The sequence below is a fragment of the Cryobacterium sp. M23 genome, assembly GCF_002929655.1.
Classification (GTDB): Bacteria; Actinomycetota; Actinomycetes; order Actinomycetales; family Microbacteriaceae; genus Cryobacterium; species Cryobacterium sandaracinum.
On record NZ_PJJV01000073.1, the window covers coordinates 29,309 to 47,344 of the forward strand.

19 protein-coding genes are annotated in these 18,036 nt (G+C 68.5%); 15 read left to right on the forward strand and 4 right to left on the reverse strand.

Annotated elements, in window-relative coordinates:
- The first annotated feature begins 156 nt into the window (after positions 1-156).
- From CXY82_RS10130 to CXY82_RS10155, 5 genes are all read left to right on the forward strand, one after another.
- The gene (locus tag CXY82_RS10130; RefSeq protein WP_104170833.1) at positions 157-480 is read left to right on the forward strand and encodes a hypothetical protein; all 324 of its coding nucleotides are present in this window, start codon (positions 157-159) and stop codon (positions 478-480) included.
- Positions 481-568: 88 nt separating this feature from the next.
- The gene (locus tag CXY82_RS10140) at positions 569-1,882 is read left to right on the forward strand and encodes a D-arabinono-1,4-lactone oxidase (RefSeq protein WP_104170834.1); all 1,314 of its coding nucleotides are present in this window, start codon (positions 569-571) and stop codon (positions 1,880-1,882) included.
- On the forward strand, positions 1,879-3,336 hold the full coding sequence (locus tag CXY82_RS10145) for a glycoside hydrolase family 1 protein (protein ID WP_104170835.1): 1,458 nt from the start codon (positions 1,879-1,881) through the stop codon (positions 3,334-3,336). Before CXY82_RS10140 ends, CXY82_RS10145 begins: the two co-directional genes overlap by 4 nt.
- A 154-nt stretch (positions 3,337-3,490) precedes the next feature.
- Positions 3,491-4,057, forward strand: coding sequence for a LemA family protein (locus CXY82_RS10150; protein ID WP_104170836.1), 567 nt, complete (start codon positions 3,491-3,493; stop codon positions 4,055-4,057).
- A gap of 12 nt (positions 4,058-4,069) precedes the next feature.
- Positions 4,070-4,957 (forward strand): M48 family metallopeptidase, encoded by an 888-nt coding sequence (locus CXY82_RS10155; protein ID WP_104170837.1) that lies wholly within the window; start codon positions 4,070-4,072, stop codon positions 4,955-4,957.
- A gap of 16 nt (positions 4,958-4,973) precedes the next feature.
- Here the strand turns inward: CXY82_RS10155 and CXY82_RS10160 are convergent, their stop codons facing one another.
- A complete protein-coding gene (locus CXY82_RS10160) occupies positions 4,974-6,173 on the reverse strand; it encodes a winged helix-turn-helix domain-containing protein (protein WP_104170838.1) in 1,200 nt (399 codons plus the stop codon).
- 160 nt (positions 6,174-6,333) lie between these two features.
- On the opposite strand from CXY82_RS10160, the gene CXY82_RS10165 reads away from it, so the two are divergent.
- From CXY82_RS10165 to ilvA, 6 genes are all read left to right on the forward strand, one after another.
- On the forward strand, positions 6,334-7,467 hold the full coding sequence (locus CXY82_RS10165) for an ABC transporter substrate-binding protein (RefSeq protein WP_233194213.1): 1,134 nt from the start codon (positions 6,334-6,336) through the stop codon (positions 7,465-7,467).
- A gap of 28 nt (positions 7,468-7,495) precedes the next feature.
- Complete coding sequence (locus CXY82_RS10170) at positions 7,496-8,317, forward strand: ABC transporter permease (RefSeq protein WP_370443699.1); 822 nt, start codon at positions 7,496-7,498, stop codon at positions 8,315-8,317.
- Positions 8,314-9,141, forward strand: a complete 828-nt coding sequence (locus CXY82_RS10175) for an ABC transporter permease (RefSeq protein ID WP_104100891.1) — start codon at positions 8,314-8,316, stop codon at positions 9,139-9,141. The genes CXY82_RS10170 and CXY82_RS10175 overlap by 4 nt, the downstream gene beginning before the upstream one ends.
- Complete coding sequence (locus CXY82_RS10180) at positions 9,138-10,238, forward strand: ABC transporter ATP-binding protein (protein ID WP_104170840.1); 1,101 nt, start codon at positions 9,138-9,140, stop codon at positions 10,236-10,238. Before CXY82_RS10175 ends, CXY82_RS10180 begins: the two co-directional genes overlap by 4 nt.
- 82 nt (positions 10,239-10,320) lie before the next feature.
- Positions 10,321-11,589 (forward strand): AI-2E family transporter, encoded by a 1,269-nt coding sequence (locus CXY82_RS10185; protein ID WP_104170841.1) that lies wholly within the window; start codon positions 10,321-10,323, stop codon positions 11,587-11,589.
- Complete coding sequence (ilvA, locus tag CXY82_RS10190) at positions 11,582-12,817, forward strand: threonine ammonia-lyase (protein WP_104170842.1); 1,236 nt, start codon at positions 11,582-11,584, stop codon at positions 12,815-12,817. Before CXY82_RS10185 ends, ilvA begins: the two co-directional genes overlap by 8 nt.
- A gap of 195 nt (positions 12,818-13,012) precedes the next feature.
- Here ilvA and greA read toward each other — a convergent pair whose 3' ends face one another.
- Complete coding sequence (gene greA / locus CXY82_RS10195; RefSeq protein WP_104170843.1) at positions 13,013-13,504, reverse strand: transcription elongation factor GreA; 492 nt, start codon at positions 13,502-13,504, stop codon at positions 13,013-13,015.
- Positions 13,505-13,611: 107 nt separating this feature from the next.
- Positions 13,612-14,013 (reverse strand): DUF4307 domain-containing protein, encoded by a 402-nt coding sequence (locus CXY82_RS10200; protein WP_158252171.1) that lies wholly within the window; start codon positions 14,011-14,013, stop codon positions 13,612-13,614.
- Positions 14,014-14,083: 70 nt separating this feature from the next.
- On the opposite strand from CXY82_RS10200, the gene mca reads away from it, so the two are divergent.
- Both mca and CXY82_RS10210 read left to right on the forward strand, forming a co-directional pair.
- Complete coding sequence (gene mca, locus CXY82_RS10205; RefSeq protein WP_174843682.1) at positions 14,084-14,947, forward strand: mycothiol conjugate amidase Mca; 864 nt, start codon at positions 14,084-14,086, stop codon at positions 14,945-14,947.
- Positions 14,944-15,204, forward strand: coding sequence for a hypothetical protein (locus CXY82_RS10210; protein WP_233191388.1), 261 nt, complete (start codon positions 14,944-14,946; stop codon positions 15,202-15,204). Before mca ends, CXY82_RS10210 begins: the two co-directional genes overlap by 4 nt.
- A gap of 4 nt (positions 15,205-15,208) precedes the next feature.
- On the opposite strand, the gene CXY82_RS10215 is transcribed toward CXY82_RS10210, so the two are convergent.
- Entirely contained in the window at positions 15,209-15,910 is a 702-nt protein-coding gene (locus tag CXY82_RS10215; RefSeq protein WP_104170845.1) for a hemolysin III family protein, read from the reverse strand.
- Between the two features lie 70 nt (positions 15,911-15,980).
- Here CXY82_RS10215 and CXY82_RS10220 point away from each other — a divergent pair, with 70 nt between their 5' ends.
- Positions 15,981-16,766: an isoprenyl transferase gene (locus tag CXY82_RS10220; protein ID WP_104100852.1), complete on the forward strand. Its 786-nt coding sequence runs from the start codon at positions 15,981-15,983 to the stop codon at positions 16,764-16,766.
- 9 nt (positions 16,767-16,775) lie between these two features.
- Complete coding sequence (locus CXY82_RS10225; RefSeq protein ID WP_104170846.1) at positions 16,776-17,897, forward strand: aminotransferase class V-fold PLP-dependent enzyme; 1,122 nt, start codon at positions 16,776-16,778, stop codon at positions 17,895-17,897.
- Positions 17,898-18,036: the final 139 nt, after the last annotated feature.

Sequence of the window (18,036 nt, forward strand, 5' to 3'; positions counted from 1 at the left end):
CGGCGACGGCAGCCATTCGTGATCGGCGGGGGCCATAGGGCATACTGGCGCTGGAACATCCACGCTGCTGCTTCCCCGCGAAAGAGCACGGGGCGGCTGTGGCTGGGTCACCGCGCCGGGTATTCTCGATCCCGGCTACTGACAGGCGGTGCGCCGATGCTCGACCTCTCCCACCGCCCCACGGGCCGGCCGTGGCAGACCCCGGGGCTGTTCTGGCCCGAGCTCACGGCCGCGACGGCGCACCTGGCCGCCCCCGTCGCCGCCCTCCACCTGGGTGCCCTGCGCCACAACGCGCACGACCTGCTGGACCGCGCGGCCGGCACCTCCCTCCGGGTCGCGTCGAAGTTGATTCGGGTGCGCGGCGTGCTTGAGGCCATCCTGGCCGTGCCCGGCTATCGGGGTGTGCTGGCCTACACCCTGGCGGAGGGCTCCGCGTCGGTGACCGCGTCTGGGCGCGGCACACCAAGTCGGGGGAGCTGAGCGAGCACGTGAACGAGTTCGCGCTGGTCGAGAATGGAAAGGTGGTCGACATCCTGCCGACCTACCGGGGTGAGGGGAAGGCCTTTCTGTGAGTGCGAGCGGAGCGGTGTGGCGCAACTGGGCCCGGAACCAGGCGGTGACCCCGGTGCGCGTGGAGCGGCCGTCGAGCGTCGCCGCCGTGCAGCGCGCCGTGGTGGCGGCCGGGGCGGTGGGCCTTCGGGTCAAGGCCGTGGGCTCCGGGCACAGCTTCTCGGGCATCGCGCTCGCGCCCGGGGTGCAGCTTGACCTGTTTGACCTCGCAGGGCTGATCGGTGTGGACACCGTGGCCGGGCAGGTCACTCTGGCCGCGGGCACCCGACTGTTCGAACTGCCCCGGCTGCTGCGGCCCTACGGTCTGGCCCTGCCGAACCTGGGCGACGTGGACCGGCAGACGATCTCCGGCGCCACGTCCACCGGGACCCACGGCACGGGCGGCCGGTACGGCGGCCTGGCCACCCAGATCGTGGCGCTGACCCTGGTGGTCGGTGACGGCACCCTGCTGCGCGTGAGCGCCACGGAGAACCCGGAGCTGCTGCCCGCGACCCGGCTCGGTCTCGGTGCGCTCGGAATCGTGGTGGACGTGACCCTGCAGTGCGTGCCCGCGTTCCTGCTGCACGCGGTGGAGGCGGCCGAGCCGCTCGAGGAGGTCCTGGAGCACTACCTCGACCGGTCCGACCACAGCGATCACTACGAGTTCTTCTGGTTCCCGCACACCGAGACCGCCCTGACCAAGACCAACACCCGGCTGCCCCTGGAGTCCGGCCGGTCGCCGCTCGGCAAGGTCGCCCGCTTCGTCGACGACGAACTGCTCGCGAACGGGGTCTACCGCGGCATTTGCGCCCTGGGCGCCGTGGCGCCGGCGACAGTCCCCGGATTCAACCGACTCGCCGCCCGCCTGACCGGCAGACGCGAATTCACGGATGTCTCCCACCGCGTGTTCCTGACGAACCGCACGGTGCGTTTTCAAGAAATGGAATATGCCCTGCCGCGCGCCCTGGTACCGGCCGCGCTGCGGGAAGTGCGGGCGCTGATCGAGGCGCGAGGTTGGCGCATCTCGTTCCCGATCGAGGTGCGCTCGGCCGCCGCCGACGACGTCTGGCTGTCCACCGCAGCGGGCCGGGAGACCGGCTACATCGCCGTGCACCGGTACTACCGGGAGGACCCGGCTGCGTATTTCCAGGCGGTCGAGGCCATCATGCGCGCGCACGGCGGGCGTCCGCACTGGGGCAAGACGCACAACCGGGACGCGGCGTCCCTCCGCACCGACTATCCGCACTTCGACGACTTCCTCTCGGTGCGTGACAGGCTTGACCCGGAGCGCCGCTTCAGCAACAGCTATCTGGAAAGAGTCCTGGGTCGATGAGCAACAGCAACACCCCCGCCGCCCGTGCCTGGGAACACCGTTCGGGGGAGCTGGGAGACCGGCTGCCCGACGGCTTCACCCTGGGCGTGGCAACGTCCGCGTTCCAGATCGAGGGTGGCGCCCGGGAGGGCGGTCGCGGCGAATCGAATTGGGACACGTTCACGGCCACCGCCGGGCGCATCCGTGACGGCTCCAACGCATCCGTTTCGACCGATCACTTCAATCGGCTCGACGAGGACGTCACGCTGCTCCGCGAACTGGGCGTCGACGTCTATCGGTTCTCCCTGGCCTGGTCCCGGCTGCAGCCGGATGGCCGCGGCTCGCTCAGCCGGGCCGGCCTGGCCTTCTACGACCGGCTGCTCGACGGGCTCCTGGTCGCGGGGATCAGCCCGATGGCGACCCTGTTCCACTGGGACACCCCGTTGCGCTTGCGCGGCGGCTGGCTGAACCGAGACACCGCGATGCGGTTCGGCGACTACGCCCACCAGGTCGGCGAGGTGTTCGGGGACCGGATCGACTCCTGGCTGACCCTGAACGACCCCGCGACGGTGACCCTCAACGGCTACGCCCTCGGCACGGATGCCCCGGGGGAGGCCCGGCTCTTCGGTGCCCTGCCGGCGGCGCACCACCAGCTGCTTGCTCACGGACTCGCTGTGCAGGGGCTGCGCGCCGCCGATGTGCGCGGCCGGATCGGGATTTCCAACGTGCACTCGCCCGTGCAAGCCGCCAGCGGCCGCGAAGCCGACGAGGTCGCCGCCGCGCTCTTCGACGTGCTGCACAATCGCGTCTACGCCGACGCGGTGCTGCTCGGCCGCTACCCGGAACCGCCGGAGCCCTACCAGGTACCGATGCGGATGCTGCTGGAAACCGACCCGGACGACCTGCGCACCATCCACCAGCCGCTCGACTTCTATGGGCTGGGCTACTCCCAGCCGAGCCGGATCAAGGCCGGCGCCGCTGCCCCGAAGACCCCGAACGGGCCTCCGCCCAGCGGGCCGCCGGAGAAGGTCGTGGCCTTTCCCTTCCACGTCGTCCCGTTTCGCGAGTTCCCGGTGACCAACGCCGGCACGGCCATCGCGCCCGAATACCTCGGTGTGGCCCTCGGCGAACTGCGCGACCGCTACGCGGAGAACCTGCCGCCCGTCTGCATCACGGCCGGGGGAGCGAGCTTCCCCGACGTCGCCGACACGTGGGGTGCCGTGCACGATCCGGCCCGGATCGACTACCTGGCCGAGCACATCACGGCGGCGCTCGCCGCGGTGGCCCCCGGCGGGATCGCCGACGGGGTCACCCTGCGGGGCTACCTGGTCTGGTCCCTGCTGGACAGCTTCGAATGGACGGCCGGCTACACCCAACGGTTCGGCCTCGTGCACGTCGACTTCCAGAGCGGCACCCGCACCCGCACCCCCAAGTCGTCCTACCGCTGGCTGCAGACGGTGCTCTCCGCCCGCTGACGGTCGCGCGGGGCCGGTCGTCGCCGCGTTACTTGGAGTGTGTCGGGAAGCGCATGTGAGCCTCAGGGCGCGCGGTTATGATAGCTCGTGCGTCGTAAAAAAGCGCCGCCGCGGCCTGCTTGCCCGCCCCGACTCACCTCAAGGAGAAGCTGCCATGGAATGGCTCATCCCGGTCCTCATCGTTGTTGCACTCGTCGTCATCATTGGGATTTACCTCTGGGCCACGTACAACTCCCTCGTCACCCTCAAAGTGCGCGTGGACGAGGCATGGAGTGATATCACCGTTCAGATGAAGCGCCGGGCCGACCTGATCCCGAACCTGATCGAGACGGTCAAGGGCTACGCGGCACACGAGCGGGCCGTTTTCGAGAACGTCACGAAGGCACGGGCCGAGTCGCTCAACGCGCAGGGTCCGGCCGAGGCCGCCGCCGCCGAGAACCACATGCAGACCGCGCTGCGCAGCATCTTCGCCGTAGCGGAGGCGTACCCGCAGCTGCAGGCCAGCCAGAACTACCTGCAGTTGCAGGGCGAGCTCGTCGACACGGAGGACAAAATCCAGGCCTCACGCCGGTTCTATAACGGCGGCGTTCGGGAACTGAACACGAAGATCCAGGTCTTCCCCAACAACCTCATCGCCCGCAACCTCGGGTTCACCCAGCGAGACTTTTTCGAGGTGTCCGACTCCGCCGCCATCGCGGAGCCGCCTCGCGTTCAGTTCTAGCGGACGGCTGCCATGTACAGCGCAATTGCGCGCAACAAGCGCAACACCGTCTTCATCATCATCCTGTTCATCGCCATCATCGCGGGTCTCGGCTGGCTCGCCAACGCGGTCTATAGCACGCCCGGTGACTACAGCATCCTGATCTTCACGGTCGTCTTCGCCACGGGGTACGCCGTGGTGCAGTACTTCGTGGCCGGTCGCCAGGCGATCGCGATGAGCGGCGGCATCCGCATCACCAGTCAATCGGAGAATCCGAGGCTCTGGAACATCGTCGAGAACCTCTCGATCACCACCGGCACGCCGATGCCCGCGATCTATGTCATCAACGACCCGGCGCCGAACGCCTTCGCCACCGGGCGCGACCCGGAACACGCGATCGTCGCGGCCACCACCGGCCTGCTGGAGATCATGACCGACTCCGAGCTCGAGGGCGTCATGGCGCACGAGCTCGGCCACGTGCGCAACTACGACATCCGCCTGTCGATGGTCGTGTTCGGCCTCGTCGTCGCCGTCGGGTTCATCTCGGACATCTTCCTTCGAATGGCGTTCTTCGGCCGGAACAGCAAAAACAATGGCAGCCCCGTCATCATGGTGGTCGGTCTCGTCGCCATGCTCGTGGCGCCCCTGATCGCCACGATCGTGCAGCTTGCGGTGTCGAGGCAGCGCGAATACCTGGCGGATGCGACGGCCGCCCTGACCACGCGGCATCCGGACGCTTTGGCGAGCGCACTCGGCAAGCTCGAGGCCTTCGGGCGCCCGATGAAGAAGCAGAATACCTCGATGGCCCACCTCTGGATCGCCGACCCGCTCAAGCCCGGCGTGATGGACAAGCTCTTCGCCACGCACCCGCCGATCGCCGAGCGCGTCGAGCGCCTGCACACGATGGGCCGCAAGTTCTGACCTGCTTCGACGGCCGCTAACGCAGCTCGGCGGCCAACGCCTCGGCGAGATTGCCGCGCCGTTCCACCTCGATCTGCGGCAGGCCCTGCCAGGCGGCGGCCTCCTTGAGAACAGATGCGAGACGCCCGGCTGTGTCCGACGGCGCGCCCGGCTCCGCCCAGGCCGCGCGCACCCGCAGCACCTGCGCCTGCCGGTCGTTCTTCAGGTCGACCCGGCCCACGATCGTGTCGCCGAGCAGCACGGGCAGGCAGTAGTACCCGAACACCCGCTTCGGTTCGGGCGTGTAGATCTCGATCCGGTAGTGGAACCCGAACAGCCGCAACGCGCGCGCCCGTTCCCAGACGACCGGGTCGAACGGCGACAGCAGGGTCGCGGCATCCACCCGGCGCGGGAGCCGCGCGTCGCGGTGCAACCAGGCTCCCCCCGGTGCGCCGCCCGCACCCCAGCCCGGCACCTCGACCGGGATGAGCTCGCCGGCATCCTCGAGGTCGTGGATGGCCGCCAGGGTCGCCGGGCCGCGCAACCGGAAGTAGTCGGCGAAGTCCTTCCCCGTGCCGATTCCGTGCGCCCGCGCCGAGCGACTCACCAGCTCGCGGTGCGCGTCGTCCCGGCCGACCGTTCGCTCCCGCAACTCCCGCGGGAACACCTGCTCCGGCAGCCCGTAGACCCGCTCGAACCGTTCCCGACCCGAGATCGCCACGTCGCCCCAGCGGAACAGGGTCTCCAACCCGGTCTTCACGTCCGACCAGCCCCACCACGGGCCGCGGCGGCGGTTCGCGTCGTGCTCGATGGCGCTCGCGCGCAGGGGACCGTTGGCGGCAAGCTCGGCGAGCAGCCAGTCGAGCATCGGCCGGTTGCCCTGAGCCCACGCCTCGGTTGCCGACCGGGTCCGGAATTCGCGCATCCGCCAGCCGAAGAGCGGCCAGGCGTCGCGCGGCAGGAACGACGCCTCGTGCGCCCAGTACTCGGTGAACCGGGATTCGCGGCCCGAGGTCAGCCGGTCCAGCTGCGCCTTGTCGTAGGCGCCGAGTCGGCTGAACGCCGGCATATAGTGGCTGCGCTCGAACACGTTCACGGAGTCGATCTGCAGCAGCCCGAGCCGGTTCACCAGGGCATCCAGTTGACGGATGCCCGGCGTCACTGTCGGCGGGCGGCCGAAGCCCTGCGCGCCGAGCGCGATCCGGCGGGCAAGGGCTGGGGAGATCGTCTGCACCACTCTCCGACCCTAGTGGCACGCTTCAGACGGCATTCACCCGATGTTCAGCGGCGCGCCCCCTCACGGTCGACGGCTGCTCCTAACCTCGCTTTTACCGGCTACCCGGCTCCACACGTCCGCGTTTTCGCGCGGCGGCCGACACCGATCCGACGGAGGAAACTTGTTCACCACCCGCATCCTGGCTGCCCTGGCCACGGCCACCGCCCTCGCCCTGAGCCTGTCCGCCTGCTCCGGTGCCGCGGATGCCGGTTCCGGCACCACGGGGGTCGATGCCGCCTCCGCGACCAGCCTCTCCGCCTTCGGCGACCTGGCCGCCCTTGAGGACGCGGCCCGGGCCGAAGGCGCCCTGAACGTGATCGCCCTGCCGCGGGACTGGGCCAATTACGGCGCCGTGCTTGACGCATTTGCCGAGAAGTACCCGGAGATCACCATCACCGAGGCCTCGCCGGACGCGTCCAGCGCCGAGGAGATCCTGGCCGCGGACAACCTCGCCGGGCAGGACACCGCCCCCGACGTATTCGACCTGGGCCTCGCGGTGGCGCTGTCCAGCACCGATCGCTTCGCGCCCTACCAGGTGGCGGCATGGGCCGAAATCCCGGATGCGCTCAAGGAGGCCTCCGGGCTGTACACGGGCGACTACGGCGGCTACCTGGCGGTCGGCTACGACCCTGACGCCGTTCCCGCGCCGACCGAGCTGCGTGACCTGCTCGGCGCCGAGTACACGGGCAAGGTCGCGATCAACGGCGACCCGACACAGGCCGGGGCTGCGTTCGCCGCCGTCGGGCTGGCCACCGTGCAGAGCGGGAGCGATGTGAGCGACTTCCAGGCCGGCATCGACTTCTTCGACGAGCTCAACCAGGCCGGCAACTTCGTCAAGATCGACCCGACTTCGGCGACCATCGCGTCGGGTGAGACCCCGGTGGTCTTCGACTGGGACTACCTCAACGTGGGCTACGGCACGAGTCTGGCCGGCGAGCGCAACTGGGAGGTCGTCGTCTTTCCGGGAACCGGTTACGCCGGCTATTACAACCAGGCCGTGAACAAGGATGCCCCGAACCCGGCCGCAGCCAGGCTCTGGCAGGAATTCCTCTACAGCGACGAGGGCCAGAACCTCTGGCTCGCCGGCGGCGCCCGCCCCGTGCGCGCCGAGGCGATGGCGGCGGCCGGCACCATCGACGCCGCGCTCTTCGCCGCACTCCCGGCGGCCCCGGCCGAGACGGTCGTCCCCTCCGAGGCGGAGAGCGCCGCGGGAGCCGCGCTCCTCGGCGCGAAGTGGGCCGCAGCTGTCCGGTAGTCGGCGCGGCACGGCGGCAGCCTTCGGGCTGTTGCCGTTCGCGGCATATGTGGTGCTCTTCCTGCTCGTGCCTACCCTGATCGCAGTCGGAAGCGGCTTCGTCGACGAGTCCGGGGTGTTCACGCTCGACACTGTGGCCGCGCTGGGCAACCCGGTCGTGAGAGACGCCTTCGCCGCGTCATTCGGACTGTCGGCACTCACCGCCGTTGTGGGTGCGATCGTCGGTGCCCTTGCCTGCTACGGCTTGCTCGGCGCGCGCGAGAACGGCCCCCTCCGCGCCGTCGTGGACTCCCTCAGCGGCGTGCTCGCCCAGTTCGGCGGTGTCATGCTGGCCTTCGCGTTCGTGGCGACCATTGGCATCCAGGGTCTGGTCACCGTGATCCTGCGCGACACCTTCGGCGTCGACATCTTCGCCGACGGGGTATGGCTCTACGAACTCCCCGGCCTCGTGCTGCCCTACATCTACTTTCAAGTTCCCCTGATGATCATCACCTTCCTGCCCGCGCTGCAGGCGCTCAACCCGCACTGGGCCGAGGCCAACGCAACCCTCGGCGGCAACCGGGCCACCTACTGGTTCCGGATCGCGTTCCCGGTGCTGGCGCCCTCGTTTCTCGGCAGCCTGCTGCTGCTCTTCGCCAACGCGTTCTCCTCCTATGCGACCGCCGCCGCGCTCACCAGCCAGGGATCGCAGATCGTTCCGCTGCAGATCCGCTCGGCCCTGACCAGTGAAACCCTGCTTGGCCGGGAGAATCTCGCCGGGGCGTTGGCGCTCGGCATGATCCTGGTGATGTTCGTCGTCATGTCCGGCTACTCGGCGTTGCAGACACGGGCGGCCCGGTGGCAGCGATGAAGGCGGTGGCGCACACCCCCACCCGGCTGGCGCGCGGCCTCATCCTCGGCAGCATCGGCCTCCTCTTCGCCATCCCCATCGTCGCCATGGTGGAGTTCACCCTGCGCCGCGGCCTCGCCGGCGGCCACGACCTCTCCCGCTGGACGGCCCTGTTCCAGGGTGGCTTCGCCGGCCCGTACCGTTCGGTTCTCGTCGCGCTCGGGAACTCGGTCGGGCTGGCCGTGGGCACCGTCTCGATCGTTCTCCTGCTGCTGGTGCCGACCCTGCTGCTGGTGCACCTGCGGTTTCCCCGCCTGCGCCGCGTGATGGAGTTCGTCTGCATCCTGCCCATCAGCATCCCGGCCATCGTCCTCGTGGTCGGCCTGGCCCCGGTGTACTCGGTGCTCGCCCGCCTGCTTGGCAGCGGCGTGTGGACCCTCGCGTTCGCCTACGGCATCACGGTGCTCCCGTTCGCCTACCGGGCCATCCAGACGAACCTCGACGGCGTCGACGTGTGCACGCTCAGTGAGGCGGCCCGCACGCTCGGCGCGGGCTGGGTGAGCGTGCTCGTGCGGGTACTGATCCCGAACCTGCGCCGCGGCATCCTCGCCGGCGCGTTCATCTCGGTCGCAGTCGTGCTCGGCGAATTCACGATCGCCTCCCTGCTCAACCGCATCACCCTGCAGACCGCGCTCGTTGTCGTGAGCAAGGCCGACCCCTATACGGCCGTCATCCTGTCTCTGCTCGCACTCACCTTCGCATTCCTGCTCTTGCTCGTCATCGGGCGTCTCGGCACGGTTCGCGCCGGCAGCCGGCGACGGCCCACCACCGGAGGTCAGCTATGAACCAGCACCAGCTTCGGACCCAGAATCAGAACCGGGACCGTTCGGCGGCGACCGCTCCGGCGGGAGCCTCGGTGCGCTTCGCGGGCGTGGTGAAGGACTTCACCGGCCACCGTGCCCTGGCCGGCTTCGATCTCACCCTGCACGCGGGCGAGTTCGTCGCCCTGCTCGGCCCGAGCGGCAGTGGCAAGACCACCGCGCTGCGGGTATTGGCCGGGCTCGAATCCACGGATGCCGGAAGCATCCTGATCGACGGAGCCGACGTGTCGACACTGCCGACGAGCCGGCGCGACCTGGGCATGGTGTTCCAGTCCTACTCGCTGTTCCCGCACCTCAGCGCGGGCGAGAACGTCGAGTTCGGCCTGCGCATGCGGAAGGTCCGCGGCGAGGAACGGCGCGCCCGAGCGGCCGCGGCCCTCGCCCTGGTCGGGCTCGACGCCCACTACGACCGCTTCGCGCACCAGCTCTCCGGCGGTCAGCAGCAACGGGTGGCGCTGGCGCGCGCCCTCGTCACCGAGCCCCGGGTTCTCCTGCTCGACGAGCCGTTGTCGGCCCTCGACGCCCAGGTTCGGGTGGTGCTGCGCGAGGAGATCCGGCGCATCCAGACCGAACTGGGCATCACGACCCTGTTTGTCACGCACGACCAGGACGAGGCGCTCGCCGTGGCCGACCGCGTCGCCGTGATGCGGGCGGGTTCCATCGAGCAGGTCGGAGCACCGGAAGAGCTCTATACCCGGCCGGCCTCGTCGTTCATCGCGGACTTCGTGGGGCTCAGCAATCGACTGGTCGGCGTGGTGCGCCACGGGTTCGCGCGGGTTCACGGTGCCTCTCTGCCGCTACTCGACCCCTCGCAGGCGGATGGCGCTGTGTCCGTCTCCGTGCGGCCGGAAGACCTCGAATTCGGCGCTGCGGGGGCACCGGGGGTCGTGCTCTCGTCGAGTTTCCACGGCTCGCTCCGGCGCACGAGAGTGCGCCTGGACGACGGCGCGTCGCTCGTCGTGCAGCACGGCGCGCGGCTGCATCCGTCGGCCGGGGACCGGGTCCTGGTGCGGTTCACGGGCGCGCCCGTCTCGGTCGACCCGCTCCCCTCTCCGGCGTAGTGACCGGTCCGGGGCCTGTGGCAGCGAGCACCTTTGGCCCATACCGGAGACGGCACGTGTGATTGCCTAGACTGATGCCGTGATGGAAACCGACGGAAAACCCGCCCGCAGCGGCTTCTTCGGCGTGTTCGGACGCCGCCGCACCGTACCCCCGATCCTGGTCGAGCTCCCGCCCTCGCACGGCTACGGAATCGACGAGAACCTGCCGGCCGGCATCCGACTCGCCGCCGCCTGGTCCTGGCGCCTGCTCGCGCTCGCCGGCGCACTTGCTGTCTTCATCTTCATCGTCATCCAGCTCCGGTTGATCGTCATCCCGCTGCTTGTGGCCGTGCTGGTGTCGGCACTGCTCGTGCCCTTCGTCGGATTCCTGGTGCGACACCGATTTCCCAAGGCTCTCGCGGTCGTGGTCGCTCTGATCAATACCTTCGCGATCCTCGGCGGACTGATCACGCTGGCCGTGAAGCAGATCGCCATCGGCACGGTCGGCCTGAACGACAGGCTCGCCGCCTCCTACGAGAGCCTCAAGGCCGTTCTCCTGGCGTCGCCGCTGCAGCTGACCGAACCGGAGCTCAACGCGTTCCTCGGCCAGGCCTGGGACGCCATTCAGGCGGACAGCCAGGTTTTCGTCTCCGGGGCGCTCTCCGTGGGGTCCTCGCTCGGCCACCTGGTGACGGGTTTCCTCCTGGCGCTGTTCAGCCTGCTGTTCATCCTGATCGATGGCAAGGGCATCTGGTCCTGGATCGTGCGCCTGTTCCCCCAGGGCGCGCGCGCGGCCATCGACGGCGCGGGGGTGGCCGGCTGGACCACGCTGGGGAACTTTGCCAGGGTGCAGATCCTGGTGGCGTCCATCGACGCGATCGGCATCGGGGTCGGGGCCGCACTGCTGGGGGTTCCGCTCGCCATCCCGATCGGCGTGCTCGTTTTCCTCGGCTCGTTCATCCCCATCGTCGGCGCCGTGGCCACGGGCGCGGTGGCGGTCGTGATCGCCCTGATCTTCAACGACTGGGTGGTGGCTTTGCTGATGCTCGGCGTTGTGCTGCTGGTGCAGCAGATCGAGGGTCACGTGCTACAGCCCCTGATCATGGGTACGGCGGTCAAGGTGCATCCACTGGGTGTCGTTCTCGTGGTGGCGGCCGGCGCCCTGCTCGCGGGCATCGCCGGCGCCCTCTTCGCCGTGCCGATCGCTGCCGTGCTCAACGTCATGATCAGCTACATCAACAGCGGGGCGTGGCGATCCGAGCAGACCGCCTCGGCACCCGTCTTCGCCTCCTCGTTGTGGCAGACCGTCCCGCAACGCCCCGGTTTCCGCCGACCGGCATACCGCCTCGAGAAAAGTGCCTCCCATGACTAATGTCTCGCTCGTCGGACCGACCCTGGCCGATTTCGAGTCCGCCCGGGATGTCGTTGGTCGGGTCGCCGCCGTCACCCCGATGGAAACGTCCCGCTACCTCTCGGAGCTCCTCGGCGCGCCGGTCCTCCTCAAGTGCGAGAACCTGCAGCGCACCGGGTCCTACAAGATCCGCGGCGCGTACAACCGGATGTCCAAGCTCACCGACGAAGAGAAGACCCGCGGCGTCGTGGCCGCCTCGGCCGGCAACCACGCCCAGGGCGTCGCCTTCGCGGCGCGGGAGCTCGGCATCCAGGCCACGATCTTCATGCCCGTCGGCGTCGCCCTGCCCAAGCTGCAGGCAACCCGCGACTACGGCGCGCACGTCATCCTGCGTGGCAATACGGTGGCCGAGCCGCTGCTCGCGGCCGCGGAGTGGGCCGCCGAGACCGGCGCCATCCTGATCCCGCCGTTCGACCACGCGGATGTCGTCACCGGCCAGGGCACCGTGGGTCTGGAGATCCTCGACCAGGTTCCCGACCTCGCCACCGTGATCGTTCCGATCGGCGGTGGCGGCCTCATCTCCGGTGTCGCCAGCGTGCTCAAGCAGCGCGCGCGCCGGGACGGCCGCCAGATCCGGGTGATCGGGGTGCAGGCCGCCAACGCGGCCGCTTACCCTCCGTCCCTCGAGGCCGGCCGGGTGCTGGAGATCCAGATCATGCCGACCATCGCCGACGGCATAGCGGTGGCCAAACCGGGCCTGCTCAATTTTGAGATCGTGCGTGATGCCGTCGATGAGGTCGTCACCGTCACCGAGGACGACACGGCTCGTGCCCTCCTGGTGCTGCTCGAGCGCGCCAAGCTCGTGGTCGAGCCGGCCGGCGCGGTCGCCGTGGCGGCGATCCTCGCGGGCAAGGTCACCGCGACCGGCCCGACGGTCGCAATCCTCAGCGGGGGAAACATCGACCCGCTGCTGATGCAGCGCGTGATCAGCCATGGTCTCTCGGCATCCGGCCGCTATCTCACGTTGCGCATCATGCTGCCCGACCGTCCCGGGCAGCTGGCCCGCATCTCGGAGCTGCTCGCCGAGGCGCACGCCAACGTGATCGAGGTTCTCCACACGCGGCACGGTGTGGGGCTTCAGATCAGCGAGGTCGAACTCAACGTCAGCGTCGAGACTCGCGGGCCCGACCACCGCCAGCTCGTCGTGGATGTGTTGCGTGCGGCCGGATACGACCCGCAGATCGACTAGCGGGGGAGCTTCGACGAATCGTGCGTCGCGGGTTTGACGCTCGTGACGGTGCCGTGCCTCTAACGAATTCGACGGAGATTTTGCCCGGCTCGGCTCCAGAAGCCCCGAGAACTCGCATTTTCCGCAAAATCTCCGTCGAATTGGTTCGACGACGGGAGCCAGGCGGGGCGCGGCGCGAGCGGGGGCCCGGTGCGGCTAGTTGCCGGTCCAGGTCTCCACGAGGAAGATCTCGACGGCGATTTCCTTGCCGGTGGGCGTCACGTACGACGTTGTCGCTCCGACGGCGAGGCCGATGATCGCGGTGCCGAGCGGGCTCTGCTCGCTGAAGACGTCGAGGTCGCTGTCCCCGGCGATCTCGCGGCTGCCGATCAGGAAGCGGGTCTCATCGCCGGCGATCGTGGCCGTGATCACGGTTCCCGGCTCGACGACGCCCCGGCTTTTCGGCGCATGGCCGACCTCGGCGTTGCGCAGCAGCAGAACGAGGGTGCGGATGCGGGCCTCCATCTTCCCCTGCTCATCCTTGGCCGCGTGGTAGCCCGAGTTCTCCTTGAGGTCGCCCTCCTCGCGAGCCGATTCGATCTTCTTCGCGATCTCGACGCGCCCGACGGTGCTGAGCGTGTCCAGCTCCGCGGCGAGGCGGTCGTGGGCCTCCTGCGTCAGCCAGGTGACCGTGGTTTCGGTAGTCATGGGTGGAATCTCCTCATGCTTGTTCGTGCTCGTTCGATGCCCGTGCGGGTGAACCCGCAGATATACAACGGACGCCCCGACGATCACGTCAGGGCGAAGTCATCAGTCTAGGTCAGCCAGCAGCGGTAAATCAATCCGGTGTTGCTCTGCTCGGTGGTGCGCACATCCGTCGTCGTCGACCGCGAATACACGATGCTCTTGGGCAGGTCGACGACTTTCCAGCCAACCACCGTGAAACTCTCGTTGAGCGCCTGAACCGCGCAGCTGGCGGTGCGGCCGACCGGGATGGACGCCTCGAACGTGACGCTCACAGTGTTCTCGTCGATGATGCTGTGACGGATGTCCCGGGTCTCGATCAGAGGCTGCGACGCCCCCAGTCCCACCCAGACCACGAAGCCCAGGAGGATTGCCGCGAGGGAGCCGGCTGAGACGAACAGAACGCGGCGGTCTCTCGTGCCCCGGTTCGGGGCGCGCCCGTACCGGGTGTCGAGGTTGCTGCTCAGGGCCACTCTGACTCCACACTCACGGATCAACGATTAGTCTTGGTACTAAGGTTATCTGGCATTTCTGAGGAGTTTCATGACGCTGCGACTCTTGGCGGTGCACGCCCATCCCGACGACGAGTCGAGCAAGGGCGCCGCGACCTATGCCCACTACCGGCGTCTCGGCGCCGAAGTGATGATCCTGAGCTGCACGGGCGGCGAGCGGGGGAGCATCCTGAATGAGGCTCTGCTCGGCCATCCGCTGGCCGAGCGCGACCTGCCGGGACTGCGCCGTCTGGAAATGGCAGAGGCCCAGCGGGCCCTCGGCGTGCAGCACCGCTGGCTCGGCTACGAGGACTCCGGCATGAACGAAGACGGTTCGGTGCCCCCGAACTCGTTCGCGGACATCCCGGTGGCGATCTCCGCCGAACCGGTCGTCCGGCTGATCCGCGAATTTCGACCGCAGGTCCTGGTGACCTACGACGAGAAGGGCGGCTACCCGCATCCCGACCACATCCGCTGCCACGACGTGTCGATGGAGGCCTACCGTGCCGCCGCCGAACCGACCCGGTACCCGGATGCCGGTGAGCCCTGGCAGGTCGAGAAGCTCTATTACGATCGGATTTTCAACCTCGAACGCGTCGACGCCATGTTCCTGGAACTGAGCGTCACGGAGCCGGACTCGCCCCTGCTGGAGCCGCTCGGAGCAGCCAGGGAATGGATGAAAGACTACCCGAAGCTGGCCACGACCCATGTGCCCGTCGGTGACTTCCTCGAGGTGAGGGACGCGGCGCTTCGAGCCCACGCGAGTCAGGTTGCCCCCACCAGCAGTTTCTTCTTCTGGCCGAACGACCTCATCCGCGAGGCGTGGCCCTATGAAGACTTCCAGCTCGTCGAATCGAAAGTGGACACCGTGATACCTGAATCCGACCTCTTCACCGGAATCCGGGACGACTCGTGAGCGGCCTGATCCTGGCTCCCCTCGTGAGCATCGTTTTGGCCGCCACCCCACCGCCGGAGTTCGACCCGAACACGGTGACGCCGGGCCCGGAAGGCTTTGTGGCGATTGCTCTGGTCGCCGTGGGAGCGGTGCTGCTGGCGATGGACATGGCCCGCCGAGTGCGCCGCAACACCTACCGCGCCGAGATTCAGGAACGTCTGCAGGCGGAGATGGCCGCACAGAAGGCCGCAGAGGCCGGAATCGCCGACAAGGACTAGCGAACTACGGGTGGATCGGGTTCGTCGCGATGATCATGATCGCCGCCCAGTGGCAGAGGAAGGCCACCACGGTCAGGGTATGGAAGATCTCGTGGAAGCCGAATACGCCCGGCAGCGGGTTCGGCCGCTTCATGCCGTAGATGACGGCGCCGACCGAGTAGCAGAGCCCGCCGACCATGATCAGTGTCATCATCGCTGCGTTGGCCTGGAAGAAGTCCACGATGAACATCAGCGCTCCCCAGCCGAGTGCCAGGTACAACGGAACGTAGAGCCAGCGTGGGGCGTGGATCCAGAACACCCGGAACGCGATTCCGAGGAGGGCGCCGCCCCAGACCAGCGACAGAAGCAGCGTGGACTTGGCGGGCGGTAGGGCCAGCACGGCGATGGGCGTGTAAGAGCCCGCGATCAGCAGGAAGATGTTGGCGTGGTCGATCCGTTTGAGGATGACCTTCGTGCGCGGACTCCAGTCGAACCGGTGGTACAGCGCCGAATTGCCGAACAGCAGCATCGAGCTGAGCACGAACACGAGCGAACTCCACCGGGCCGCGCTGCCCTCGGCCGACAGGAGCAGCACGATCCCGGCCACAATCGTGACCGGGAACGTGCCGGCGTGGATCCATCCTCGCCAGGTGGGCTTGACGTCCACCTGCGGGGGCAGGTCGTCCTCGAACAACGGCAGGTTGGGGATGTCATCCGCTGAGGCCATGCTGCAAGAATAGGACAGTGTGCATGCCGCGCGCGGTACGCGACGCTCCCGAGTGGGCTAGCGTAACTGTGTGCAGAAACGGGAAGTTCCTTGGGCGCGCGGCATTCTCTACGGGGTTTATCAGCGTCGGCTTCGTCGCGGGCTGACGCCGGATGTGCTTCCAAACCACGTCGCCATGATCATCGACGGCAACCGGCGCTGGGCCAAACAGCTCGGGTTCGACTCCGCCGCCCACGGGCATCGGGCCGGTGCCGCCAAGATGCGGGAGTTCCTCAAGTGGTGTGACGACCTCGGCATCTCCGTCGTCACGCTCTACCTGTTGTCGTCCGACAACCTCACCAACCGGCCCAGCGAAGAACTCGCGGAGCTGACGAAGATCATCGCCAAGCTCGCGGAGGAGTTGTCCCGGTACCGCGACTGGCGGGTGCAGCAGGTCGGCTCGAAGACCGGACTGCCCGAGCCGCTGGTGGCCGCACTGAACGCCGCGGAAGCGCGCACGGCCCGCAAGAAGGGGCTGCACGTCAACCTTGCCGTCGGCTACGGCGGGCGCACCGAGATCACCGACGCCATGCGCAGCATCGTGGGAGCGCACCTTGCCAGCGGCGGCGTGCTCGAGGACCTTGCGGAGACGCTGACCCCGGATCTGATCGGCGCGCACCTGTACACGGGCGGCCAGCCCGATCCGGACCTGGTCATCCGCACGTCGGGGGAGCAGCGCATCAGCGATTTCATGCTCTGGCAGAGCGCACACAGCGAGTTTTACTTCGTGGAGGCGCTCGGGCCTGACCTCCGCCAGGTCGACTTTCTGCGCGCCCTGCGCGATTTTGCCCGACGCCAGCGCCGCTTCGGAGGGTAGGGGCACCTCATGACGGCTCTCGAACGGTTCCTTGACGGGTTCATCGCGGAACCCGGATACCTCGACTATGCCCGGATCGGCCCGCTGTCGGCGGGTGTGGTCGCCGAAACCCTCGGCCAGACTGAGGCGCTCTCGCGGGCCCGGTTCGGCAGCCTAAACCACTTCCAAGCCCAGGACGAGCGGCTGCGCACCGCCGTGGCCCGGGCGACCGGATTCCGCGCCGACCAGGTCGTTTCCGAGCCCAACACCACCACCGGCGTGATGCAGGCCATGTTCGGCCTGACGGGGGCGGTGCTGCTGTCGTCGGGTGACTTTCCCACGGTCCCGTTCGCGGCCGTGCGCGCCGCGGAGGCGCTGCGGGTGGTCACCCCGCTCTGGCTGGAGACCGACCACGGCCGCGTCACCCCTGGGCAGATCCGGGAGCAGCTCACCCCGGCCACTGCCGCAGTGGCGGTCTGCCTCGTCGATTCCCGCACCGGCCATCGCGTGGACCTCGAGGGCATCCGTCAGGTCATCGGCGACCGTTTGCTCATCGTCGACGCCATCCAGGGTTTCGGCGCAGTGGATGTCCCCTACGAGGTGGCAGACGTCGTCGCGTCGGGCGGGCAGAAATGGTCCAGGGCCGGCTGGGGCACCGGGTTCCTGGCTCTCAGCGACCGTGCGGTGGAACGCCTGGTCCCCGTGTTCTCCGGTTTCGCCGGCACCGACGTCCCCGAGCCGTGGGACGAAGTGTTGCCGCCGAGCCGCAGCGCAAACGCGTTCCGGGTGAGCAACGGCGACGCCATCGCCCAGGCCCGGTTCGCGGCCGCCCTCGAGGAGGTGGCCGAGGTCGGTATCCGTGCCATTGAAGATGCGATCGCCGTGAACGTGTCGCTTCTGATCGATCTGGCGGACGAGTTCGCTGTGCCCGTGGTTTCCTCCCGAGACGACCGGGAGCGGGCCGGCATCCTGGTGCTCGAGCCACCGGCGAGCCAGCTCACGCTGCTGAGCATCGCGCTGCACAACCACGGGGTGACGGCGACGACCCGCAACGGCACCGTGCGGCTGAGCACCCATGCGACGCTCAGCCCGGACACGGTCGACATGCTGCGCGGGGCGTTCACCTCGTATGCGACCGCCGTGACCTACTGACGACGGCTCGGTGAACATTGTTTCGAATGGGCGTGTCGCTCTTCCCCTGGAGTGTGCGGGTAAGTAGCGTCATGCTTATCAGGTATGGCGCCTGATCGAGACGGCCACATAAGTACGGCTCGAGAACCCTGTGGCCGCT